This window comes from Hafnia alvei (genome assembly GCF_900095695.1).
GTDB classification, from domain to species: Bacteria; Pseudomonadota; Gammaproteobacteria; order Enterobacterales; family Enterobacteriaceae; genus Hafnia; species Hafnia alvei_B.
The window spans coordinates 1-23,818 of the sequence record NZ_FMIQ01000027.1 but is presented as its reverse complement, the minus strand read 5'-3'; the positions used below and the strand labels follow the sequence as shown (position 1 = coordinate 23,818).

General features: G+C 47.6%; 21 protein-coding genes and 1 pseudogene. 8 read left to right on the top strand and 14 right to left on the bottom strand.

The window, feature by feature from the left end:
- Positions 1 to 43: 43 nt before the first annotated feature.
- The 10 genes from atpA to asnC all read right to left on the bottom strand — a co-directional run bounded on the left by atpA (position 44) and on the right by asnC (position 8,859).
- Positions 44 to 1,585: a F0F1 ATP synthase subunit alpha gene (gene atpA / locus BN1044_RS07265; RefSeq protein WP_072308135.1), complete on the bottom strand. Its 1,542-nt coding sequence runs from the start codon at positions 1,583 to 1,585 to the stop codon at positions 44 to 46.
- A 12-nt stretch (positions 1,586 to 1,597) separates the two neighbouring features.
- Positions 1,598 to 2,131, bottom strand: coding sequence for a F0F1 ATP synthase subunit delta (gene atpH, locus BN1044_RS07260; RefSeq protein ID WP_025797389.1), 534 nt, complete (start codon positions 2,129 to 2,131; stop codon positions 1,598 to 1,600).
- A 14-nt stretch (positions 2,132 to 2,145) separates the two neighbouring features.
- A complete protein-coding gene (gene atpF / locus BN1044_RS07255) occupies positions 2,146 to 2,616 on the bottom strand; it encodes a F0F1 ATP synthase subunit B (protein ID WP_072308134.1) in 471 nt (156 codons plus the stop codon).
- Positions 2,617 to 2,681: 65 nt separating this feature from the next.
- Positions 2,682 to 2,921, bottom strand: coding sequence for a F0F1 ATP synthase subunit C (gene atpE, locus BN1044_RS07250; RefSeq protein ID WP_004093904.1), 240 nt, complete (start codon positions 2,919 to 2,921; stop codon positions 2,682 to 2,684).
- A 50-nt stretch (positions 2,922 to 2,971) separates the two neighbouring features.
- Positions 2,972 to 3,751 carry a F0F1 ATP synthase subunit A gene (atpB, locus tag BN1044_RS07245; RefSeq protein ID WP_046459649.1) on the bottom strand — a complete coding sequence of 260 codons (780 nt, stop codon included), beginning with the start codon at positions 3,749 to 3,751 and terminating at the stop codon, positions 2,972 to 2,974.
- Between the two features lie 67 nt (positions 3,752 to 3,818).
- The gene (atpI, locus tag BN1044_RS07240) at positions 3,819 to 4,199 is read right to left on the bottom strand and encodes a F0F1 ATP synthase subunit I (protein WP_072308133.1); all 381 of its coding nucleotides are present in this window, start codon (positions 4,197 to 4,199) and stop codon (positions 3,819 to 3,821) included.
- 639 nt (positions 4,200 to 4,838) lie between these two features.
- Complete coding sequence (gene rsmG, locus BN1044_RS07235; protein ID WP_061553086.1) at positions 4,839 to 5,459, bottom strand: 16S rRNA (guanine(527)-N(7))-methyltransferase RsmG; 621 nt, start codon at positions 5,457 to 5,459, stop codon at positions 4,839 to 4,841.
- A 128-nt stretch (positions 5,460 to 5,587) separates the two neighbouring features.
- On the bottom strand, positions 5,588 to 7,477 hold the full coding sequence (gene mnmG, locus BN1044_RS07230; protein WP_072308132.1) for a tRNA uridine-5-carboxymethylaminomethyl(34) synthesis enzyme MnmG: 1,890 nt from the start codon (positions 7,475 to 7,477) through the stop codon (positions 5,588 to 5,590).
- Between the two features lie 386 nt (positions 7,478 to 7,863).
- A complete protein-coding gene (gene mioC / locus BN1044_RS07225) occupies positions 7,864 to 8,307 on the bottom strand; it encodes an FMN-binding protein MioC (RefSeq protein ID WP_072308131.1) in 444 nt (147 codons plus the stop codon).
- Between the two features lie 90 nt (positions 8,308 to 8,397).
- Positions 8,398 to 8,859: a transcriptional regulator AsnC gene (asnC, locus tag BN1044_RS07220; RefSeq protein WP_004093884.1), complete on the bottom strand. Its 462-nt coding sequence runs from the start codon at positions 8,857 to 8,859 to the stop codon at positions 8,398 to 8,400.
- 154 nt (positions 8,860 to 9,013) lie between these two features.
- On the opposite strand from asnC, the gene asnA reads away from it, so the two are divergent.
- A complete protein-coding gene (gene asnA / locus BN1044_RS07215; protein WP_025797412.1) occupies positions 9,014 to 10,006 on the top strand; it encodes an aspartate--ammonia ligase in 993 nt (330 codons plus the stop codon).
- Positions 10,007 to 10,009: 3 nt separating this feature from the next.
- Here asnA and viaA read toward each other — a convergent pair whose 3' ends face one another.
- Together viaA and ravA are read right to left on the bottom strand one after the other, a co-directional pair.
- Positions 10,010 to 11,464 carry an ATPase RavA stimulator ViaA gene (gene viaA, locus BN1044_RS07210; protein WP_072308130.1) on the bottom strand — a complete coding sequence of 485 codons (1,455 nt, stop codon included), beginning with the start codon at positions 11,462 to 11,464 and terminating at the stop codon, positions 10,010 to 10,012.
- 1 nt (position 11,465) lies between these two features.
- The gene (gene ravA / locus BN1044_RS07205; RefSeq protein WP_072308129.1) at positions 11,466 to 12,974 is read right to left on the bottom strand and encodes an ATPase RavA; all 1,509 of its coding nucleotides are present in this window, start codon (positions 12,972 to 12,974) and stop codon (positions 11,466 to 11,468) included.
- A 261-nt stretch (positions 12,975 to 13,235) separates the two neighbouring features.
- Between ravA and kup the strand changes: the two genes are divergently transcribed.
- The 7 genes and pseudogenes from kup to rbsR all read left to right on the top strand — a co-directional run bounded on the left by kup (position 13,236) and on the right by rbsR (position 21,350).
- Positions 13,236 to 15,104 carry a low affinity potassium transporter Kup gene (kup, locus tag BN1044_RS07200; RefSeq protein ID WP_072308128.1) on the top strand — a complete coding sequence of 623 codons (1,869 nt, stop codon included), beginning with the start codon at positions 13,236 to 13,238 and terminating at the stop codon, positions 15,102 to 15,104.
- A gap of 404 nt (positions 15,105 to 15,508) precedes the next feature.
- Positions 15,509 to 15,861: pseudogene (gene rbsD, locus BN1044_RS07195) on the top strand (D-ribose pyranase); the annotation flags it as partial.
- Positions 15,862 to 15,934: 73 nt separating this feature from the next.
- Positions 15,935 to 17,440 carry a ribose ABC transporter ATP-binding protein RbsA gene (gene rbsA / locus BN1044_RS07190; protein ID WP_072308127.1) on the top strand — a complete coding sequence of 502 codons (1,506 nt, stop codon included), beginning with the start codon at positions 15,935 to 15,937 and terminating at the stop codon, positions 17,438 to 17,440.
- A gap of 6 nt (positions 17,441 to 17,446) precedes the next feature.
- Positions 17,447 to 18,427 carry a ribose ABC transporter permease gene (rbsC, locus tag BN1044_RS07185; RefSeq protein ID WP_072308126.1) on the top strand — a complete coding sequence of 327 codons (981 nt, stop codon included), beginning with the start codon at positions 17,447 to 17,449 and terminating at the stop codon, positions 18,425 to 18,427.
- Positions 18,428 to 18,451: 24 nt separating this feature from the next.
- Complete coding sequence (gene rbsB / locus BN1044_RS07180) at positions 18,452 to 19,339, top strand: ribose ABC transporter substrate-binding protein RbsB (protein WP_072308125.1); 888 nt, start codon at positions 18,452 to 18,454, stop codon at positions 19,337 to 19,339.
- Positions 19,340 to 19,397: 58 nt separating this feature from the next.
- Complete coding sequence (gene rbsK, locus BN1044_RS07175) at positions 19,398 to 20,321, top strand: ribokinase (RefSeq protein ID WP_072308124.1); 924 nt, start codon at positions 19,398 to 19,400, stop codon at positions 20,319 to 20,321.
- 27 nt (positions 20,322 to 20,348) lie between these two features.
- The gene (rbsR, locus tag BN1044_RS07170; RefSeq protein WP_072308123.1) at positions 20,349 to 21,350 is read left to right on the top strand and encodes a ribose operon transcriptional repressor RbsR; all 1,002 of its coding nucleotides are present in this window, start codon (positions 20,349 to 20,351) and stop codon (positions 21,348 to 21,350) included.
- Here the strand turns inward: rbsR and mdtD are convergent.
- Together mdtD and BN1044_RS07160 are read right to left on the bottom strand one after the other, a co-directional pair.
- Positions 21,325 to 22,764: a multidrug transporter subunit MdtD gene (mdtD, locus tag BN1044_RS07165; protein ID WP_072308122.1), complete on the bottom strand. Its 1,440-nt coding sequence runs from the start codon at positions 22,762 to 22,764 to the stop codon at positions 21,325 to 21,327. The two genes, rbsR and mdtD, sit on opposite strands and share 26 nt — an antisense overlap.
- Positions 22,765 to 22,775: 11 nt before the next feature.
- Positions 22,776 to 23,468, bottom strand: a complete 693-nt coding sequence (locus BN1044_RS07160) for a FadR/GntR family transcriptional regulator (protein ID WP_072308121.1) — start codon at positions 23,466 to 23,468, stop codon at positions 22,776 to 22,778.
- Positions 23,469 to 23,818 lie beyond the last annotated feature (350 nt).

Genomic DNA, 23,818 nt, shown 5'->3' with positions numbered 1-23,818 from the left:
CCCGACAGCATTCTTTAACGAAAGCCATCAGGCCGTAACGGTATTACCAGGACTGGGTTGCCTTGAAGGTATCGAGGATGCCTTTCAGCTTGCCCTCGATCTCGTCATTGTAAGCACCAGTTTGGTTGATTTGTTGCATCAGGTCAGCGTGCTCACGTTCAACGTAAGCCATCAGAGCAGCTTCAAAGCTACCGATCTTAGCCAGTTCAACGTCTTCCAGATAGCCACGTTCAGCTGCAAACAGAACCAGAGACTGTTCTGCAACCGACATCGGTGCATACTGTTTCTGTTTCAGTAACTCGGTCACTTTCTGACCGTGGTTCAGCTGTTTACGGGTTGCATCATCCAGATCGGATGCGAACTGAGAGAACGCAGCCAGTTCACGATACTGTGCCAACGCGGTACGAATACCACCGGACAGTTTTTTCATGATCTTGGTCTGAGCAGCACCACCAACACGGGATACAGAGATACCCGGGTTTACCGCAGGACGAATACCGGCGTTAAACAGGTTAGATTCCAAGAAGATCTGACCATCGGTAATCGAAATTACGTTGGTCGGAACGAACGCAGAAACGTCACCCGCCTGAGTTTCAATGATCGGCAGAGCCGTCAGTGAACCGGTAGCGCCTTTTACTTCACCCTTAGTGAAAGCTTCTACGTACTCGGCGTTAACACGCGCAGCACGTTCCAGCAAACGGGAGTGGAGGTAGAAGACGTCGCCTGGGAATGCTTCACGACCTGGTGGACGACGAAGCAGCAGGGAAATCTGACGGTAAGCAACCGCTTGTTTAGACAGGTCATCATAAATGATGAGCGAGTCTTCACCACGGTCACGGAAGTATTCGCCCATCGCACAACCGGCATACGGAGCCAGATATTGCAGCGCAGCAGACTCAGAAGCAGATGCAACAACAACAATGGTGTTAGCCAATGCGCCGTGCTCTTCCAGTTTGCGAACCACGTTTGCGATAGTCGAAGCTTTCTGACCGATAGCGACATAAATACATTTGATGCCGGAATCACGCTGGTTAATGATGGCGTCAACAGCCAGAGCGGTTTTACCGGTCTGACGGTCACCGATCACCAGTTCACGCTGACCACGACCGATTGGGATCATGGCATCAACGGACTTATAACCAGTCTGTACAGGCTGATCAACGGATTGACGTTCGATAACGCCCGGTGCGATAGCTTCAACGGCAGAGAAGCCGTCGTTGTCTACAGGACCTTTACCATCGATAGGTTCACCCAAGGTGTTAACCACGCGGCCCAACAGGCCACGACCAACCGGTACTTCCAGAATACGGCCTGTACACTTAACTTTCATGCCTTCGGCTAAGTCAGCGTATGGACCCATAACTACCGCACCAACAGAGTCGCGCTCTAGGTTCAGTGCGATAGCGTAGCGGTTGCCTGGCAGCGCGATCATCTCGCCCTGCATAACATCCGCCAGACCATGAACACGGATAATACCGTCGCTCACGGACACAATAGTACCTTCGTTGTGAGCTTCGCTCACCACATTGAACTGAGCAATGCGCTGCTTGATCAGTTCGCTGATTTCGGTGGAATTCAGTTGCATGCTCCAGTCCCCTTAAGACTGCAAGACGTCTGCCAAGCGTTCCAGACGACTGCGAATACTGCCGTCGATCACTAGGTCGCCAGCGCGAATAACCACGCCAGCCATGACAGACTTATCAATTTTGCAATTCAGCTTCACTTTACGTGACAGACGTTTTTCCATCGCGGCACTGATTTTATTCAGCTGCTCATCGCTTAAAGTTGCTGCTGAAGTAACTTCCACGTCAACCGTGGCCTCCAGCGCATCGCGCAGCGTATTAAATTGCTGCAACACCTCAGGAAGAACTAATAAACGTCCGTTCTCAGCCATCACTTTAATAAAGTTCTGGCCGGATTCATCGAGCTGATCACCACACAATTCAATGAACAGGTTTGATAATGTTTCCGGTGCTAATGCACCAGAAAGCATTTCAGCCACGTTCTCGTTGCGGGTCACCTCAGCGCAGAACGCTAGCATTTGCTGCCAACGGTCTACGTTCTGGTGCTCAACGGCAAAGTCAAAAGCTGCTTTGGCGTAGGGGCGAGCTACCGTGATAAATTCAGACATCAGCCCCTCCCTCCTTACAGTTCAGCGACCAGTTTATCAACGATGTCGCTGTTAGCAGCTTCATCCACGGAACGTTCGATAATTTTCTCGGCACCAGCAATAGCCAACGTAGCAACTTGCTTACGCAGCTCTTCACGAGCGCGTTTACGTTCTGCGTCGATTTCAGCCTGCGCCTGCGCCACGATTTTGTTACGTTCCTGCTCAGCTTCAACTTTAGCTTCGTCGATGATTTGAGCTTTGCGTTTGTTCGCTTGTTCAATAATCACCTGAGCGTCGGCTTTAGCTTTTTTCAGCTGGTCGGTCGCATTGGCTTGAGCTAAGTCCAAATCTTTCTTCGCACGTTCTGCACTTGAGAGGCCATCAGCAATTTCTTTTTGACGCTTCTCGATGGCATCCATAATTGGAGGCCATACAAACTTCATGCAGAACCACACGAACAAAATGAACGCGATGGCCTGGCCGAGGATTGTTGCGTTAAGATTCACAGCACAATGCCTCTTAAATAGTTAATTGGTATGTGTTTCTTTACGGTAGAAGAGCCAAGGCTCTTTTACGCGACAGCAAACATGACGTACAGACCCAGACCAACAGCGATCATTGGGATAGCATCCACCAGACCCATAACGATAAAGAACTGTGTACGCAGCAGAGGAATCAGGTCAGGTTGGCGTGCAGCGCCTTCCAGGAATTTACCACCCAGGATGCCGATACCGATCGCAGCACCGATTGCCGCTAAACCCATCATCACAGCGGCAGCCATGTACAGCAGATCCATACTCAGGTTTTCCATGACAGTCTCCAGTTTCTTTCAGTTTAAACGCAGTAGTGTTATTAAAAATATCAGTGCTCTTCAGACGCCATCGAGAGATAGACGATCGTCAGAACCATGAAGATAAAGGCTTGCAGCGTAATAATCAGGATGTGGAAAATAGCCCATGGAACATTGAGCACCCACTGTGACCACCACGGCAACAGACCGGCAATCAGGATGAAAATCAGCTCGCCGGCATACATGTTACCGAACAGTCGCAAACCCAGTGAAACTGGCTTAGACAACAGGCTGACGCCTTCCAGAATAAGGTTGATTGGAATAAATACAGGATGATTGAATGGCTGCATGGTCAGTTCTTTAACGAACCCACCAACACCTTTCATCTTAATGCTGTAGAACAGAATCAGGATAAATACGCCCAGCGCCATCGACAACGTAATGTTTACGTCAGCCGTTGGAACTACACGTAGCGCTGGTAAACCAAGGATATGCTCGCCGATGTAAGGCAAGAAATCGATTGGTAGCAAGTCCATCAGGTTCATCAGGAAAACCCAAACAAACACGGTCAGAGCCAGAGGGGCAATAACCTTGCTTTTACCGTGATACATGTCGCGCACGCTGCTATCGACGAAGCCGACAACCAGTTCAACCGCACACTGTAATTTACCCGGAACACCGCTAGTCGCGTTTTTAGCCACTTTGCGGAAGATAACCAAGAAGAGTAGGCCGAGGACAACGGAGAAAAACATTGAGTCAATGTTGATCGACCAGAATCCCGTCCCGATCTGAAGCTGTGTCAGATGGTGACCGATATACTCTTGTGGCGTAGAGATTTCTCCTGCAGACATGATGCCTCTTACCCTTTAAGTAGTTAAGTACGGTAACTGTTTTAATTTAAGGCCGTTTTACAACAGATCAGCTATTGCGACCTATTATTGCTGGTGCCACGATCTGAACAACCAACACAGCGATATAAGTCAGGCCAAGCGGGAATAACGCCGCCTTAAACCACCCCAGTGACACGATCATAAGAACAATCGTGCTGACGACCTTTAACGCCTCACCTATAGCAAAAGACCATGCAACTCGGCCTCCTGCTGGAGTATGAGCTTGATGACGCAAAGCAAACAGCATGAAAACGACGCTAGGCAACCACGCTGACAAGCCACCGAGAACGGCTGAAAAACCCCAGCTTATCTCTTTAACCGAAAAGCCGATGCCGAACAGAACAAAAGTCAGTAACTGCAGAGCCAGTAATTTTCGCGCTGCCTTGCCGCTATAAAGCGTTACAGACATGACGTTTGCTCTCTCCGTACCCCTCTGGGGGTATGCTGATTGAGTGACGTAATAAAACTGCCTTTACGAAGCCGAGTCAAGCTAGAAAAACGAGCAAATTATACGGTGCACACCAACAAATTCAATGGATAAGTAGCGAAAAAGTGAATAATAAATTAAATACTTTCACCTTTTACGACAATCGCTAAGAATTGTCAGAATATCATATCTCATTACTTTGTCCGACAATTCCACCGTTACAATATATGAGCGATCACAGATCACAAAAGTAAAAACAGAGAAGTCTTATATACCATGTGGTCTTTACTCTGTTTTAGCTAAATGAGCGCTTTAATTTATTTAAAATCATAAAGTTAAAATTTAAAACTTTAGGTTTCATTTATCAAACCAGAAATAAACATATTATTGACAAACCAGACATCTTTAATTGTTTATTTCTACCTTTAATCCAACTAAAAATAGCGCATTTAATTAATTTGTTTGCTAAACAGACAGTGCGGTCGGTAAGAACATCGTCTTTTCATCGCGCAATTTGTGAAAAAAAAGTAAAAACTAAAAACAAATCAGGCTAATTATTTAGCTATTCAATGATTAGTTCTCAACCGTAACTTTTTTAACTTTTTTTGACAAAAGACAAAATTAGTTTGCCTTAAGAATAACCAAATGCCTTTCACCATCAAGAGTCGGTACATGTAGCCGTTCCACGGACACCAGCTCAATCCCAGAAGGTAACTGCGCCAGTTCGTCATCAGGGCGAACCCCTTTCAACGCATAAAAGCGGCCAGTCTCTGCCTTTGGCAAATGATGACACCAAGAAATCATATCCTGAAGTGAGGCAAATGCGCGGCTAATAACGCCGTCAAACGGTGGCTCAGCGGGGAACTCTTCAACTCGACTTTGTACTGGTTCGATGTTGGTCAGCTTCAGCTCATGCTGTACCTGACGCAGAAAACGCACGCGCTTACCCAAGCTGTCGAGAAGTGTGAAATGAGACTCAGGACGAACGATGGCCAACGGGATACCAGGAAGACCCGGGCCAGTCCCAACATCAATAAAGCGGTCGCCTTTCAGGAAAGGGTTAACCACGATACTGTCGAGAATATGACGTACTAACATCTCTTTAGGATCGCGGACAGAAGTCAGGTTATAAGCCTTATTCCACTTATCCAACAAACCAACATACCCTAATAGCTGTTGTTTTTGCTGATCGGTTAGCGAAATTCCAGCTTTAGCTAGCAGAGTATCGAGTTGTTTTTGCACTGAAGAATCCTCGGTCAGACATGGGCATCAGCCTTAAAAGGCCAAGCCCAGTATGATGCAGTTAAATCGGAACAGAGTGAAGCATAGCAATAAAAAAACCGCACTGTTCGGTGCGGTTTTAGACAGATTTAAGCACTACGTCGCAGTAAGCCCTGCTTTTTCAGCCAAATCAGCAAAATTGAGATGGCAGCAGGCGTTATTCCTGAAATACGTGATGCCTGACCAATTGAGCTTGGTTTGTGATCGTTAAGCTTCGCAATGACTTCATTAGACAGCCCAGAAACCAGCGAATAATCTAAGTCAGCCGGCAAAAGCGTATTTTCGTTACGCAGGTGTTTTTCAATTTCTTCCTGCTGACGAGCAATGTAGCCTTCGTATTTCACTTGGATCTCAACCTGTTCGGACGCTTTTTCATCTTCCAATCCAGGCGCAAACTGAGCAAGTTTCGTCAGTTTGACATAATCGATCTCAGGACGACGCAGTAGATCTTCACCGTTAGCTTCACGAGAAAGAGGCGCTTTTAGGATTTCATTTAGTTGAGCAACGTGTTCAGCATTTGGATGAACCCAAATGTCACGTAAGCGCTGGCGTTCACGCTCAATATTTTCAAGTTTCTGATTGAAGTGGGCCCAACGAGCATCATCCACTAAACCAAGTTCGCGGCCGATGGCGGTTAAACGTAAATCCGCGTTATCTTCACGCAGCATCAAGCGATACTCCGCGCGCGAGGTAAACATTCGATACGGTTCTTTGGTACCCAAAGTACACAGGTCGTCCACCAGCACGCCCAGATACGCCTGATCGCGACGTGGTGACCAACCTTCATCTTCGTTAGCAAAGCGTCCCGCATTCAGACCCGCCAATAGCCCTTGAGCGGCAGCCTCTTCATAGCCGGTTGTGCCGTTGATTTGCCCAGCGAAGAACAAACCTTGGATATGTTTGCTTTCCAGCGTTGGTTTCAAATCACGTGGATCGAAGAAATCGTACTCAATGGCATAGCCTGGGCGAACAATCCGCGCATTTTCCATCCCCTCCATTGAACGAACGATTTGCATCTGAACGTCAAATGGCAAACTGGTTGAGATGCCGTTTGGATATATTTCGTTACTGGTTAGTCCTTCAGGTTCAAGGAAGATCTGATGAGCATTACGATCGGCAAAGCGCATAACTTTGTCTTCGATCGACGGGCAGTATCGTGGCCCGATCCCTTCAATGATCCCGGCATACATCGGACTACGATCCAAATTATTACGGATCACGTCATGAGTTCGTTCGTTGGTGTGCGTGATGTAACACGGCATTTGCTCTGGGTGCTGAGAAGCATTCCCCATAAACGAGAATACCGGAGATGGATTATCACCATACTGTGGTGCTAATACGCTGAAATCGATAGTTCTGGCATCAATACGCGGCGGTGTTCCCGTTTTTAAACGGTTAACGCGCAGTGGCAATTCGCGTAGACGACGAGAAAGGGCGATAGCAGGAGGATCCCCTGCACGGCCACCGCTGTAATTTTCCAGACCAATGTGAATCTTGCCATCGAGGAAGGTTCCGACGGTCAACACAACGGCTTTGGCACGGAATTTCAACCCCATTTGGGTTACAGCACCTACAACACGATCGTTCTCGACAATCAGATCTTCAACCGCTTGCTGGAAGATCATCAGATTAGGCTGGTTTTCCAACGCAGTGCGTACCGCTTGGCGATACAGAACACGGTCAGCCTGAGCACGAGTGGCTCTAACGGCTGGTCCTTTGCTGCTGTTTAGTATCCTAAACTGAATGCCGCCGTGGTCAATTGCGGTTGCCATTAAGCCGCCTAACGCATCGACTTCTTTAACCAGATGTCCCTTTCCGATACCACCGATCGCTGGGTTACAAGACATTTGTCCAAGCGTATCAATGTTATGCGTTAATAATAAAGTTTGTCGCCCCATTCGAGCGGACGCCATTGCAGCTTCTGTGCCTGCATGGCCACCACCGATAATGATGACGTCAAAGATATCTGGATAGAACATGGTACTGCACCTCGCGAAGACCGGAAGGCTATGAACGATCGTTTTTGCCTTGGGGTGGGGATTCTACTCAAGTTTAGAGGAAGGTCAAACGGGTAGGAGAATCACTAAGTATTAAAAAGATCTTTTTATTTAAGGATCTCTTTATTAGATCTTACTACTAGGATCGCGATCCTCTGTGGATAAGCCTAATTTCGACATTGAGATCAATATCCTATAGAGGATCATTGGTTGTGGATGATCGGTGATCCCATTCCGTATAAGCTGGGATCTAAATGGCACTTTATACACAGGCTGAAAAACGTACTCCGGTTGTTATTGGGATAACTACCGGTTATCAGACCCTTTTAAGCATACTTATCCACATACCGATCGCACAATTTGTACGCTTAATTGATAACTTTGACCCATTTCGTGAGCCAAATCTCAGCGGGATCCTCAGGAATATCGTGTTTGGTAATATCGATCTCCAGCGTATCGCCGATCCGTTGAGCACCAAAAGCGATCAATATACGATCGACGGTTTTGATCCCTCCACAGAAGGTGTCGTATTCACTACTACCGAGACCAATAGCACCAAAGCGAACCTGAGTAAGATCGGGTTGCTGAGTTTCAATTTGTTCGAATAAAGGTTGGAGGTTATCGGGAAGGTCTCCGGCACCATGTGTTGACGTTACCACCAGCCAAATACCTTGCAAGGGAACTTCATCGAGTTCAGGACCGTGCAGTATCTCTGCTGAATAGCCCTGTTCTTCCAGCTTTTCAGCCAGGTGCTCAGCAACATATTCGGCGCTACCTAAGGTGCTGCCACTGATGAGAGTTATATCAGCCATAATGATCCCAACCTTTATAAAGGCGGCTATTGTACGCCGGGAAAGGGCTGGGATCTACCTGTGGATAATGTGGGTATGAAAGAAAATAACTTAGGGCGTAATATCGCGCATGATGGGATTCTGTAAGGAGATCAGCGTTTCTGTGGATTGGATCTCGTCGATGGTCTGGATCTTGTTGATAAGTACATGCTGGAGTGCATCAATTGATCGTGTCATGACCTTAATAAAGATGCTGTAGTGCCCGGTGGTGTAATAAGCTTCAACGACTTCTTCTAAACTCTCTAAGCGCGCTAATGCCGACGGATAGTCTTTGGCACTTTTCAAAATGATGCCTATAAAGCAGCAAACATCGTAACCCAGCTTCTTTGGGCTCACCTGTATACAGGCTCCGGTAATAATTCCCGCCTGCTTCATTTTCTCTACGCGAACATGAATAGTGCCTGGACTCACGTTGAAGACTTTGGCTAATTCAGCGTATGGCGTGCGCGCATTTTCCATTAAAGCGTTAAGAATGCCGCGATCGAGATTATCGATCTGGTAAATTTCTGCCAATTTATCACCTCTTTTTTAGCGATTAGTTATTTTAAACGGGTTAAAAATGATGGAATAAAACCTAAAGGGCAATATTTATTGTTGGATATTGAATCTTGATGCCATTCTGTTGCTTAATCTGTTTTAACAAAGACAGGTTAATGTGAGAACGGCAATGAAAAAACAATTTATACAAAAACAACAACAAATCAGCTTCGTGAAATCTTCCTTCTCTCGCCAGCTGGAAAAGCAGCTTGGTTTAATTGAAGTTCAAGCACCGATTCTGAGCCGCTTAGGTGATGGTACTCAGGATAACCTGTCTGGCAGCGAAAAAGCGGTACAGGTAAAAGTGAAGACGTTACCGCAAGATACTTTTGAAGTTGTGCATTCTCTGGCTAAGTGGAAACGCAAAACCTTGGGTATGCATGATTTTGGCCCAGGTGAAGGCTTATACACCCACATGAAAGCGCTGCGCCCAGATGAAGACCGTCTGACGCCAATTCACTCGGTTTTCGTTGACCAGTGGGATTGGGAACGCGTTATGGGCGATGGCCAGCGTACACCTGAGTTTTTAAAAGAAACCGTACGTAAAATTTACGCCGCAATGAAAGCAACTGAGGCAGAAGTTGCCGCTGAATTTGGTATCGAACCTTCTTTGCCAGAAGAGATCCATTTTATCCACAGCGAAACGCTGCTGCGCCGTTTCCCCGATCTGGATGCAAAAGGCCGTGAACGTGCCATTGCGAAAGAATTAGGGGCGGTATTCTTGATTGGTATCGGTGGAAAGCTATCGCACGGCAAAGCGCATGATGTTCGTGCTCCAGACTATGATGACTGGACGTCGATTGGCGAAGAAGGTTTTGCTGGTTTGAACGGCGATATCGTGGTGTGGAACCCAGTGTTAGAAGATGCGTTCGAGCTTTCTTCTATGGGCATCCGTGTTGACGCGGAAACTCTGAAGCGCCAGCTGGCACTGACCGATGATGAAGAGCGTATGAAGCTTGAATGGCATCAGTCGCTGGTTCGCGGTGAAATGCCACAGACTATCGGCGGCGGCATTGGTCAGTCTCGCTTGGTGATGCTGATGCTAAAACAGCAGCATATCGGTCAGGTACAGTGCGGTGTTTGGGCACCAGAAGTTCGCGATCAAATTGACTCGCTTCTCTAAGCATTAACGCTTCCAGCGCCGTAACAGGCGCCCTTTGATCCCGGTGTTAAAGCGCCAGATATGATCAAAGATCTTCATAATGCCGGGTTTTCCGTGCTCAGACATAGCCACTGCGTGAAAACAGTGGCTATTGTTTTGCTGCAGTTGGCGAACCTGTTTCACCATATCCTCTGGCAATCGTTGAGCGATAAAATCAGAGATAACCACTGCATCAGCCTGTTTCCACGCCGATTGTTTCATCATCGCCACTGTGTACGATAAACATTGGGCTAAATCAGTCCCGCCACGAAAGCGCTGTGATAAGAATCGGATAGCCTGATCGATGCCTGAATCTGCGGTGAGTTCATACTGCACCACGCTGCTGGAAAATAGCATGATGTAGCAGCGGCGATTGTCGGCAAGCGCCACTCGCAGCAGCGCCAAACAGAAGGCTTTGGCACACTGTTCGTTAAACCCTCCCATAGATCCCGATGTGTCCACACAGACGATAAAAGGGCCACGCGGTTGCTGATGGGTTTTTTGATAGGTGATCGGACGCTGAAATTCTTGTTCACGCCAAACATCACCTTGTAAACGGTAGCTGAGTAGGCGTTTCTCCAGCAATCGACGGTAGAACTCAAATTCCAGCTCTTCCATATCTAACATCGAGAGCTCAGTCGGTAGGAGACGCAAAATATCATCGCTTTGGTGAATTCCGCTGACTTCTTCAGGCATGATGGCGGGCTCACGTACCATCACTCGAGCCACTTCTTGCTCGGTGCTTTGGTTATCTTCAGCGGTTGATGCGCGGCTGCGGCCGAGCTGCTCAGCCAGTTTTTTCAATTCAGGCTGCTGAGCTAAGAAATCGCCATATTGCACCATGAGCTGATAATCGCCGTGGTGTAACTCCCCTTTACTTAAGTCCCATAGCTTGCCGGCCGCGTTTTCGTTATCGACTAACACCGGTTCCAGCGCCCCGCTGATTTGCATACGCTGCTGTAATTCGGCCTGCAACAGCTCACGTTCCTCATCTAAAACCTGATGATGAAGCGTTAGGGTTCTGGCTATCAGGCTTAATCGCCAACGCTGCAAGAACAGCGTTTGAAAACTAATGCTGCGCGGCGTAGCGCCATCGGGGCAAAGTGCTTCAGCCTCATAGATAAAAGGGGATTCATGGTCACGCAATATGGCTAGCGTCTCGGAGAGCTGCTGAAAAAAATCTGCGCTCTGAAGACCTAACTGATGCTGATAAAGCGTGAACTCATGCGCGAGATCTTCCGGCACGGAGGTTTCTTTGATCCTCCTTTCTAGCCGATTACGCCAACTTGGGAGCTCACCTTCAAGGATCGAACGTAAGCGCGGGAATTTCTCAAAGAAAACTGCCAGCTGTGGGGCGGCCATCAAACCAATGAGAAAATCCTGCATCAGTTCGTTTTCATTGACCACCAAAAAGGCTTCAACTGCTTCAAGAGTTGGCATATTACCCGCCTTTCAGTGTCGCTTTCAGCGTACGCAGTTTTTCATCAATGCTCGCCAGACTAGCTTCAATCTGGGCTAGCCAATCGCTGCTTACAAATAGGCAAGGCTGGTGAGAGGCAAAAAGGCGTCGCTGCTCGCTCAACGTATTTTCGATCTGTTGGATTTTCTCCTGAATATCGGCAGGAATATCTCCATTCTTTTTACCTGGCAATGAAAGCATGGTGGTTTGATAGCTAACATCCCGTATTTGTAGCTGGTGTTTATCATCAAGAGTGATATCAATCGGTAAAGCAAAACCAATGCCGTTAAGTTTGGCGCGGAACTCTCCACCTTTTTGCAACCAGCGAGAGAGATCCCCTGAGTCGGTGACGATATGGGTTACCAACATGTCATGAATTTTTAACGGCTTGAACAGCATTAAGGTGACTTTGCCGACGGGGAAATCATCCGGCAGAGAGTGCGCCTGTTTGCGGTTAAATAACCCCGTTTTCACCGGTAGCGTCATGGCCTGTTGCTGGCTTTGTTCTTGTTGAGACTGAAGCCAGCTTGCTTCCGTTTGCTGTAGCTGTAGCAGCAGGCTTTGTTGTTGATAAGCCTGATCGGTCAACATTTGTTGAATCTGCTGGTTAAGCATTTGGCGAGAGGCGAAATCATGCCATAAGCAATCTTTCAGCAAAATTAGGTCAAGCGGTGCCAGTTCGGTGCGACCACTAAAGAAGGCGCAGGCTTGAAGAAGACGTAGCGCTTTTTTCCAACGACGATCAGAGATGTATGGTGCATCGTCTAATATATTGATTCGTTGGCGCAGTTGATAAATGAGCTCAAAGCAGTGGGTCGAGAGTGCGATTTTGCCGATTTGTGGCTGCCAAGCATGAAACTCTTCGTCTGAAATGCTTAATGCTTCAGGTACTGGGTTTGCGTTTTCGTCTTGGCTGCTGGTGATTAAGGCACGGAAGTTCTGTTTCTCTTGTACCTTATCTAGCCATAAACGAATAAGCATACGGTCATAGAGCGCTTCTAGGCTACTATCTGATTCAGGTAATTCATTCGAAGCTGTGACTAACAGGCGCATTGGAATCGCGTCTTCACTGTCGCCATTTCTAAAACGGCGCTCGTTAATGGCGGTTAGAAGCGTGTTTAGGATAGCTGGGCCTGCTTTCCAAATTTCATCCAAGAAAACAATTTCAGCTTCGGGTAAATAACCATGGGTTAAGCGTAGGTAACGACCCTCGTCTTTCAGAGCCTGAATCGACAATGGACCAAACACCTCTTCAGGGGTGGAGAAGCGGGTCATGAGATATTCGAAGGCGCGTGCATGGCGAAATGCAAATTTTAAACGGCGAGCAATAAGGCTTTTTGCAATCCCCGGGGGGCCGAGTAAAAATACGCTTTCACCGCATAGGGCGGCGAGTAAACAGAGCCGGATGGCTTCTTGTCGTTCGTAAAGTCCGTTTTCCAAAGCATGGCTTAGTCGCGAAATACGTTCGGCCAATTGGCTAGATTGCGTCATAATAGTCCCATTCATAACAAGGATTGTTTTGTTTTATCGACTTCTTGGAGCGTTGACCAGCTTTATTTCATAGCTTAGCTTGTTGATTTTTTTAAAGCTTTCTAAGCTTGTTATACGCCGGTTTTCAAAGGCTCAGTCATATTTCCTTTAATCTAAATAGTAGGAAATTGTGCTGATTTATGCATACTGTGCGTTTTTTATGAGCGCTCGGTCTGTCAGTACGCGCATCGCTTATAGATGTTCCAGCAAAAGAAACAAGTTATGAGTTCAGAGCATAAACGTTCATTAACGACAGTTACACTAGCCGCTATCGGCGTGGTGTATGGCGATATAGGTACAAGTCCTTTATATACCTTACGCGAGTGTTTTTCTGGTCACTACGGTTTTAATGTTGAACCAGAAATTGTATTTGGTTTTCTCTCACTGATTTTCTGGATGCAGATCCTCATTGTATCCCTTAAATACCTGACTTTCGTCATGCGAGCAGATAACGCAGGTGAAGGTGGGATATTAACCCTGATGTCATTAGCCGGGCGTAATACTGCGCCTAAAGTGACTGCGATTTTAGTGATCTTGGGGTTAATAGGCGGCAGCTTCTTCTATGGGGAAGTGGTTATTACGCCTGCAATTTCAGTGATGTCAGCGATAGAAGGCCTCGAGATAGCGGCGCCGTCGCTTGATCCTTACATCGTCCCTCTCTCTATATTCGTTCTTACCATCCTGTTTTTCATTCAAAAACATGGAACGGGAAGCATCGGCAAACTGTTTGCGCCGGTGATGGTGCTGTGGTTCCTGACACTAGCCATTCTTGGTGCGCGCAGCATCATGGATAATCCTGCAGTGTTGACAGCATTAAACCCTAAATGGGCGATTGGGTTCTTCGTTGAACATCGTTCCATGGCGTTCTTTGCGCTGGGGGCGGTCGTGCTGTCGATTACCGGCGTTGAAGCGCTGTATGCCGATATGGGCCACTTCGGTAAGAAGCCTATCCGTTTGGCATGGTTTTTCTTTGTTATTCCATCACTGATCCTGAATTATTTTGGGCAAGGCGCATTACTGCTGAAAAACCCAGAAGCGATCAAAAACCCGTTCTTCTTGTTAGCACCAGATTGGGCACTGATTCCGCTTCTTGTCTTGGCAACTTTTGCGACAGTTATTGCCTCACAGGCCGTTATTTCTGGCGTATTCTCATTAACTCGCCAAGCTGTTCGTTTAGGTTATCTGCCGCCTATGCGAATCATTCATACGTCGGATATGGAAGCTGGGCAGATATATATTCCTGCGATTAACTGGGCGTTGTATATCTCTGTGGTGATTGTGATTGCCAGCTTTGAACACTCCAGCAATCTGGCTGCAGCCTACGGTATTGCGGTAACCGGAACCATGGTATTAACCAGTATTCTCAGCTGTACCGTGGCGGTAAAAAACTGGCACTGGAACCGCTTCGTGGTGATGATCCTGATTGTTGGATTGCTATGCATGGATATACCGCTATTTACCGCCAATGCCCTGAAGTTCTTCTCCGGTGGTTGGCTGCCACTAGCCCTTGGACTGGTGATGTTTATCATCATGACAACATGGAAAAGTGAGCGTTTCCGTCTGCTACGCCGTTTGCATGAACATGGTAATTCTCTGGAAGCGATGATCGCATCGTTAGAGAAATCACCACCGGTACGCGTGCAGGGAACGGCGGTATATATGTCGCGTGCGATGAACGTTATTCCTTTCGCATTGCTACATAACTTGAAGCATAACAAGGTGCTACATGAGCGAGTGATCTTGCTGACGCTTCGCACGGAAGATGCGCCTTATGTACACAACGTTCGTCGTGTCACCATTGAACAGCTTTCCCCTACTTTCTGGCGCGTCGTTGCTAGCTATGGTTTTAAAGAAACGCCAAACGTGGAGGAAATCTTCCATCGTTGCGGGCTCGAAGGTCTGCCATGTCGGATGATGGAAACATCGTTCTTCATGTCACATGAGTCGCTGATCTTAGGCAAACGACCTTGGTATCTGAAAGCGCGTGGCAAACTGTTTATGGCATTAAGCCGAAATGCGCTTCAGGCTGCTGACCAATTTGAGATCCCGCCAAACCGAGTTATTGAGCTTGGAACGCAGGTGGAAATTTAGGCAGATTAGTGAAATGTCTTTGAATAAAATCGTAGACAGAGCAGCGGCAACAGGACGTTGCCGCTAGGGGAGGAGGCGCCAAGGAATGGCGCATGCCGACCCGGCGCGAAAATGCCATCTCGGATAAAGAGCGCGGGTTAAGGGGGAACGCTCTGGTTCCCCCTTATCGGACGCCTACTTTAGAAGCTTCATAGAGATGCTAAGATTGTAGGCGTTCGAAATATCTACGAATCTCAGCATATTTATTCCCCGTCCTTTCTTATATAAATTATCAAAATCCGCTGAAACGCTTCTGCTATCGAAACGTTTCGATAGCGATCACAAATATCAACTTTATTAGTTGCCAGTCATTCATTTGTACCTAGAATTCTTACAAGCGAAACGTTTCGCTTGTGGAGCAAAAAATGAAAAAAGGCACCTTACTCAATTCCGAGATTTCTTATCTCATCTCTCGTTTAGGTCATACCGACGCCATTGTGGTGGGAGATGCGGGGCTTCCTATCCCTGATTCAACCCAACGTATCGATTTGGCGTTAACCCACGGTGTTCCTAGTTTTCTTCAGGTTGTGGGGGTGATTACACAAGAAATGCAGGTTGAAAAGCGGTTATTGCGCAAGAGATGCCGGGCAAAAACGCCGAAATCCATCAGCAGCTATTAGCTAATTTAAAACAACTCGAACAACACCAGGGAAATACCATCACGGTGGAGTATGTCAGCCATGAGCAATTTAAAGTGCTGAGCTCCACCAGTAAGGCCGTGATTCGCAGCGGAGAGTGTTCTCCGTATGCGAATGTACTGCTTTATTCTGGCGTAACCTTCTGAGGCCGCTATGCAACCGTTATTAGCCTTAAAAGGCATTGATAAAAGCTTTCCCGGCGTCAAAGCCCTATCAGGCGCTGCGCTAAATGTTTATCCCGGGCGTGTCATGGCGCTAGTGGGCGAAAACGGTGCGGGGAAGTCCACCATGATGAAGATTCTCACCGGTATCTATCAAAAAGATGCGGGCACCCAAAACTTCCTCGGAAAAGAAGTCACGTTTAACGGCCCTAAATCTTCTCAGGAAGCGGGTATCGGCATTATCCATCAGGAGCTCAATCTCATTCCACAACTCACCATTGCCGAGAATATTTTCTTGGGGCGTGAGTTTGTGAATCGTTTGGGCTGTATTGATTGGAAAAAAATGTATGCCGAAGCGGATAAGCTGCTGGCTCGCCTCAATATCAGCTACAGCAGCCATCGGCTGGTGGGTGATTTATCCATTGGCGATCAGCAAATGGTCGAAATTGCTAAGGTGCTGAGCTTTGAATCTAAAGTCATCATCATGGATGAGCCTACCGATGCGCTGACTGACACAGAAACCGAGTCCCTGTTTAAAGTCATTAGGGAACTGAAGGCAGAAGGTCGTGGCATCGTCTATATCTCCCATCGTCTAAAAGAAATCTTTGAGATTTGCGATGACGTCACGATTTTCCGTGACGGGCAGTTCATTGCCGAGCGTCCAGTTAGTGAGCTACAAGAAGATTCACTGATTGAGATGATGGTTGGCCGCAAATTAGAAGAACAGTATCCGCGCTTGAATCAGCCACGCGGTGAATTACGTTTGCAGGTAAAAAGCCTGTATGGGCCTGGCGTTGAAAATGTCAGTTTCGATCTATATCGCGGTGAAATTCTCGGTGTTTCTGGCCTGATGGGCGCAGGGCGTACTGAATTAATGAAAATCCTGTACGGTGCATTACCGCGCAAACAGGGTTTTGTCACGCTTGATGGACGTGAGGTGGTAACTCACTCCCCGCAGGATGGTTTGGCAAACGGCATTGTTTATATTTCTGAAGACCGTAAACGAGATGGTTTAGTGCTGGGAATGTCGGTGAAAGAGAACATGTCTCTTACCGCATTGCGCTATTTCAGCCGAGCTAATGGTTCTCTAAAGCATGCTGAAGAGCAAGAAGCCGTTAGCGATTTTATGCGCCTGTTTAATGTGAAAACGCCGTCGATGGATCAGCCAATTGGTTTGCTCTCTGGCGGTAATCAGCAAAAAGTGGCGATTGCTCGCGGGCTGATGACGCGTCCGAAAGTGCTGATTCTTGATGAGCCAACGCGTGGCGTCGATGTCGGGGCTAAGAAAGAGATTTACCAACTTATTAACCAGTTCAAACAAGAAGGGCTAAGCATCATTTTGGTCTCCTCTGAAATGCCAGAAGTGCTTGGTATGAGTGACCGCATTTTGGTGATGCATGATGGCCATCTCAGTGGAGAATTCTCAATTGAACAGGCAACCCAAGAAGTGCTGATGGCAGCCGCCGTTGGCAAGCAATACGGCGTGAAGCAGGAGTAATCGCAGATGAACAGCCAGACAACCCAGAAACAAGGTGGGTTTAGTAAAGATCAGTTAAAAACATTATTGCTGGAGCAAAAGTCGCTGATCGCCCTGCTGGTGCTGATTGCGGTTGTATCCTCAATGAGCCCGAATTTCTTTACGCTCAATAACCTCTTCAACATTTTGCAGCAAACATCGGTCAACGCCATTATGGCGGTGGGGATGACGCTGGTGATCCTGACATCAGGCATTGATTTATCGGTTGGATCGTTACTGGCGATCACCGGTGCCGTTGCAGCGTCGATCGTAGGGCTTGAAGTTAATGCCTTTGTTGCCGTGTTTGCTGCCCTAGCGCTTGGCGCCGCTATCGGTGGATGCACGGGCGTTATTGTCGCCAAAGGTAAAGTGCAGGCCTTTATCGCGACGTTAGTCATGATGTTGCTGCTGCGCGGTGTGACCATGGTCTATACCAACGGTAGCCCGATAAATACGGGCTTCTCGGATGCGGCTGAGCTGTTTGGTTGGTTCGGTATTGGCCGCCCGCTTGGGATCCCAACCCCAATCTGGTTGATGGTGATCGTGTTCGCTCTGGCATGGTACATGCTGCATCACACGCGCCTTGGCCGCTATATCTATGCGTTGGGTGGCAATGAGTCGGCAACCCGCCTGTCAGGTATTAGCGTTGACCGTGTAAAAATTATTGTTTATTCGCTGTGTGGTTTGCTCTCTGCTCTGGCCGGTGTTATCGAGGTTGCTCGTCTTTCCTCTGCACAGCCAACGGCGGGTACAGGCTATGAGTTGGATGCTATTGCCGCCGTTGTGCTGGGAGGAACCAGTTTAGCGGGTGGTAAAGGCCGCATTATGGGGACATTGATCGGCGCATTGATCTTAGGTTTCCTGAATAATGGTCTGAATTTACTGGGTGTTTCGTCTTACTACCAAATGATCGTTAAAGCAGTGGTTATCTTGCTGGCGGTTCTGGTAGACAACAAAAGCAACAAATAATCTCCCCTACAGGAAACGACGATAATGAATATGAAAAAACTGGCAACACTGATCTCCGCTGCGGCTTTAAGTGCAACTCTGAGCGCAAATGCGATGGCGCAAGACACTATCGCGCTGGTGGTATCCACGCTGAATAACCCGTTCTTTGTTTCCATGAAAGACGGCGCGCAAAAAGAAGCTGATAAGTTAGGTTATAAGCTGGTGATTTTGGATTCTCAGAATAACCCGGCGAAAGAACTGGCTAACGTGCAGGACTTAACCGTACGTGGCACCAAGCTGATGCTGATTAACCCAACTGACTCTGATGCGGTAGGCAATGCGATTCTGATGGCTAATCAGGCCAAAATTCCGGTTATTACTCTGGACCGTGCTGCGAATAAAGGCGTTGTGGTAAGCCATATCGCTTCTGATAACACCGCTGGCGGTAAGGCTGCGGGTGAGTTTATCGCGAAGAAACTAGGTGATAATGCCAAAGTTATTCAGTTAGAAGGCATTGCAGGAACGTCTGCCGCACGTGAGCGTGGCGAAGGCTTCAAACAAGCTCAGGAAGAACACAAATTCAACATGCTGGCCAGTCAGCCTGCTGACTTTGACCGTACCAAGGGCCTGAACGTTATGCAGAATTTGCTAACGGCACACCCACAGGTACAAGCGGTGTTTGCACAGAACGATGAAATGGCCTTAGGCGCACTGCGTGCGCTACAAACGGCAGGTAAAGCTGATGTGTTGGTGGTTGGTTTTGACGGCACCGCAGACGGCGTCAAAGCGGTTCAGCGTGGCAAACTAGGCGCAACTGTTGCCCAACAGCCTGAGCAAATTGGCGTAATTGGCGTAGAAACAGCGGATAAAGTATTGAAAGGCGAAAAAGTGCCAGCCAATATTCCTGTTGAGCTGAAACTGGTTACCGAGTAATACAATAGCGCCGCTGCAGGCAATCCTGCGGTGGCGCACATTTAAGGGATTGAGCAAGATGCAAAAAGGCAAATTGGTGGTATTGGGCAGTATTAATGCTGATCATATCCTAAATACCGAGCATTTCCCGCGCCCGGGAGAAACCGTTTTAGGTCAGCAGTATAAAGTGGCTTTTGGTGGTAAAGGGGCGAACCAAGCGGTAGCTGCCGGTCGTAGCGGTGCCGATATTTCCTTTATTGCCTGCGTCGGTCAGGATGACATTGGTGAACGTATTCGCCAGCAGCTCTCTAGCGATAGCATCAATACTCAAGCGATTGAAGCTATTGACGGTGAAACCACCGGCGTCGCGCTGATTTTTGTTAATCAGGAAGGAGAGAACGTGATTGGGATCAGCGCGGGCGCTAACGCCGCGGTAACGCCTGATTACTTATCTAAGCATCAAAAGCTGATTGAAGATGCCGATGCATTGCTTATGCAGCTAGAGTCGCCACTGGAAACGGTTATGGCAGCGGCTCAATTAGCGCGTAAGCATAATACGCAGGTTATTTTGAATCCGGCACCTGCTCGCGAACTGCCTGATGACTTACTTTCTAATATCGATGTCATCACGCCCAATGAGACAGAAGCTGAAAAGTTAACGGGTATCGCGATTAAAGACGATGCGAGCGCTCAGCAGGCCGCCGAAGTTCTACACCAAAAAGGTATTAAGACCGTGTTGATTACCTTGGGCAGTCGAGGCGTATTTTTAAGCCAAAATCAACAAGGTAAAACTATTCCAGGGTTTAAAGTAAAAGCCGTTGATACTATCGCCGCGGGCGATACATTTAATGGTGCTTTAGTAACTGCTTTGCTGGAAGGCACTGAAATTAACGCCGCGGTGCGTTTTGCTCATGCGGCGGCTGCTATCGCTGTGACGCGTGAAGGTGCTCAACCTTCCGTTCCTTGGCGCAAAGAGATCGATTCTTTTCTCCAGTCACACTAAGAGTCGCGGTATTAGGAGTAGCTCTGAGTGACCACCATGAAAGACGTCGCCCGCTTAGCGGGCGTATCAACCTCAACAGTTTCTCATGTCATCAATAACAACCGCTTTGTCAGCGACAGCGTGCGCGACAAAGTGTTGTCTGCGGTACAAGAGCTTAACTACGCCCCTTCTGCATTGGCGCGCAGTTTGAAGCTTAATCAAACTCGAACCATCGGCATGCTGGTGACAACCAGCAATAACCCATTTTTTGCTGAAGTTGTACGCGGCGTTGAGCGCAGCTGTTACGAGCGCGGTTATAGTTTGATTTTATGTAATACCGAAGGCGATTTGGCCCGTATGAATCAGAGTCTTGAAACTCTGCTACAAAAGCGAGTTGATGGGCTATTGATGATGTGTACTGAAAGCTATCGTCCGGCGCGCGAAATGCTGAGCCGATATCCATCGCTGCCCACCGTAATGATGGATTGGGCCGTTTTTGATGGTCCTAATGATGTTATCCAAGATAACTCGTTCCTTGGCGGGAAAATTGCGACACGTCATCTACTAGAGCGTGGATATACCAAGATTGCTTGTATTGCGGGGCCAAAAGATAAAACGCCGGCTTGGGAGCGTTTGGAAGGTTATCGTTATGAAATGCAGCAGGCAGGCATTGCGATCCCTGATGAGTACGTAATATTTAGTGATTTTGAATTTTCTGGCGGTGTTGATGCAATGAATCAACTGCTTGCTCTACCAGAACCGCCACATGCCGTATTCACGGGTAATGATGCCATGGCGGTTGGGGTCTATCAGGCATTGTATCGAGCCGGGCTTAAAGTGGGGTGCGATGTGGCCGTGGTCGGTTACGACGATATTGAGATGTCGCAATACCTTTCTCCGCCGTTAACCACCATTCACCAGCCCAAAGATGAACTAGGTGAATTAGCAGTTGATACGCTTTTGTATCGCCTTATGAATCTTGATCTTGAGCCGCAAACTCTGGTTTTAACACCCGAGTTAATGGTTAGGGATTCTGTTGGGCAGATTTAGCGTCACGGTTTTTTCTACGCAGCTGCGCTTTACGCCCCTTTATAAGGGAATCACCATCGGTAGGGCGCAGCATTAAGAAGATCAGCGCAGAGAGAATAGTCACTACGCCCATGGTAATAAAGGTGTAGTGGAAGTGATCGACGAGTGAACCAAATGATAGAGAGTCATAGAATCTCAATACGGCGGCGCTGAGTGCAACCCCAAAGCTAATTGATAGTTGTTGGGTTACCGCGAGAACACTATTGCCCGCACTGGCATTTTTATCTGTTAAATCGCCCAATGAAATAGTGTTCATTGATGTGAACTGCGTCGACATCACCATCCCTAGTAAGAATAACGGCAAAACCAGCATCCATAATGGCATGTCAGGATCTTGCAGTGAAAACTGAGCAATCATCACCCCAATAATCATCGATACGCAGACCAACGTTTTACGATAGCCAAATCGACGTAATACACCGTTTACGGTTGATTTAGCAATTATCGAACCTATCGCCGTTGGCGCCATCATGCAGCCAGCAATAATGGCTGAATACCCAAAACCAACCTGCAACATTAATGGCATTAAGAACGGGATACATCCCGTACCCAGTCGGGAAGCAACGTTACCCACGATGCCAATGGAGAATGTCCGAGTTTTAAAGAGTGGTAAATCAATCAGCGGCTGCGGATGGCGGCGAGCATGTAGAACATAGGTAAATAGTAGAGCAACACCAGCAAATAGAATCAGCCACGCATAGATGACCGGCAGTACGTTTTCGCCAAAAAGCTCCATACCGGTAGAGAGACAAACCAGACTTAGCCCAAAAATTAAGAAGCCAATATAATCAAAGCGTCGAGTTGGGGTCTTGAAGTCAGGCATATAGCGGCGGGCGTAAAAAATACCGGCGATACCAATAGGAATATTGATTAGGAATATCCAATGCCAAGTCGCTACGGTGACTAGCCAGCCACCGAGCATCGGCCCGACTACCGGCCCGATAAGCCCTGGCATCGTGACAAAGTTTAAGACTGGCAATAACTCACTGCGAGGGTAGGCGCGTAGTAATGCTAATCGCGCAACCGGCATCATCATTGCGCCGCCAATACCTTGAAGCACGCGTGAGCAGACCAGCATCGCTAGGGAGCCTGATAATGCACACGATAGAGAACCAAGTGAGAACAGAGAAACCGCGAAGATAAAAACTTTGCGGGTACCAAATCTATCTGCAACCCACCCGCTGACGGGGATTAACATCGCAACCGTCAGCGTATAGCTGATAATGGCAGATTGCATGACCAGCGGGGAGCGATCCAAACTACGCGCAATAGAGGGAATAGCTGTATTCAGAATGGTTGCGTCTAAGGCTTGCATGAAAAAAGCCATGGCGGCAATCCAAGGTAAGCCAGCCATACTACGGGCAGTTTTTGTCATAGGTATACCGGTTAGTCGTGTTTTTGTCCTAGCAGAGCCTGACAGGAAATAAATGCATCCATACTGTTTCCTGTCAAAATTGCATCAACAATAGCCTGATGAAGACTGAGCTTTATCACTTCATCACCGGTAATTGCGCGGAAATAGCTTTGGTAAACGGAACTGAATAGGTTAGCGAATGATGTTAGGAAAGGATTCGCACTGGCCTTATAGATAAGCTGGTGGAATTGAACGTCAACTTTGATCCAGCGCTCGCGGTCAAAGCGGTTATTCAATTCGCGCATCTCTTCCATTAATGCATTGAGTTCAGCTTTCTGCTCTTCTGAGGCATGGAGCGCCGCTAATAGGCAGGCCTGTGGTTCCAGTGCATTGCGTAAAACTAAAAAGTGTTCCTTTACATGCTCGAAGTTCTCACGGGTTAGCCACCAAGTTAATAACTCCTGATCTAAGAAGTTCCAGTTACTGCTTGGCATAACGCGAGTACCAATTCTTGGGCGAGGTAATACCATCCCTTTAGCGGCCAGCATTTTTACTGCTTCGCGAACGGCAGTACGGCTGACACCATAAATATCTCCAAGCTCGAGCTCCCCTGGCAGGATGCTGCCTGCCTTATATTCTCCAGAGAGAATACGCTGACCGATCTTTTCTGCTAATAGATAAGAAAGGTTGCGTTGTGCAGCTTGTTGTTGTGCATTGAGTTGCATGGCTTTAGGTCCTATCTGGCATAATTACCCTTGTTTCACTCTTATTTTATCCTACAAAACCTAACTGCAATGTCTTTATTCGGTTAAAAGTGGCGCGTATTTTACGTTTTTTAAGCTTAATGTTGAAATATTATGCATTCAGAAGGTTTTATGAAATAAACACTTGTCACCTGCTGAGAAGTCCCTATAATGCGCCACCACTGACCGGGAATAACGATGCAAACATCGCTTGGCCAGTAAGAAGATTTAATGAGTTATGCAGTTTGTTGAAAAATAAATGCTTGACTCTTCGGGCTAAAAGCGTAGTATACGCAGCCCACGCCAATGAGAGCTTATGTTTAATTGGCGTC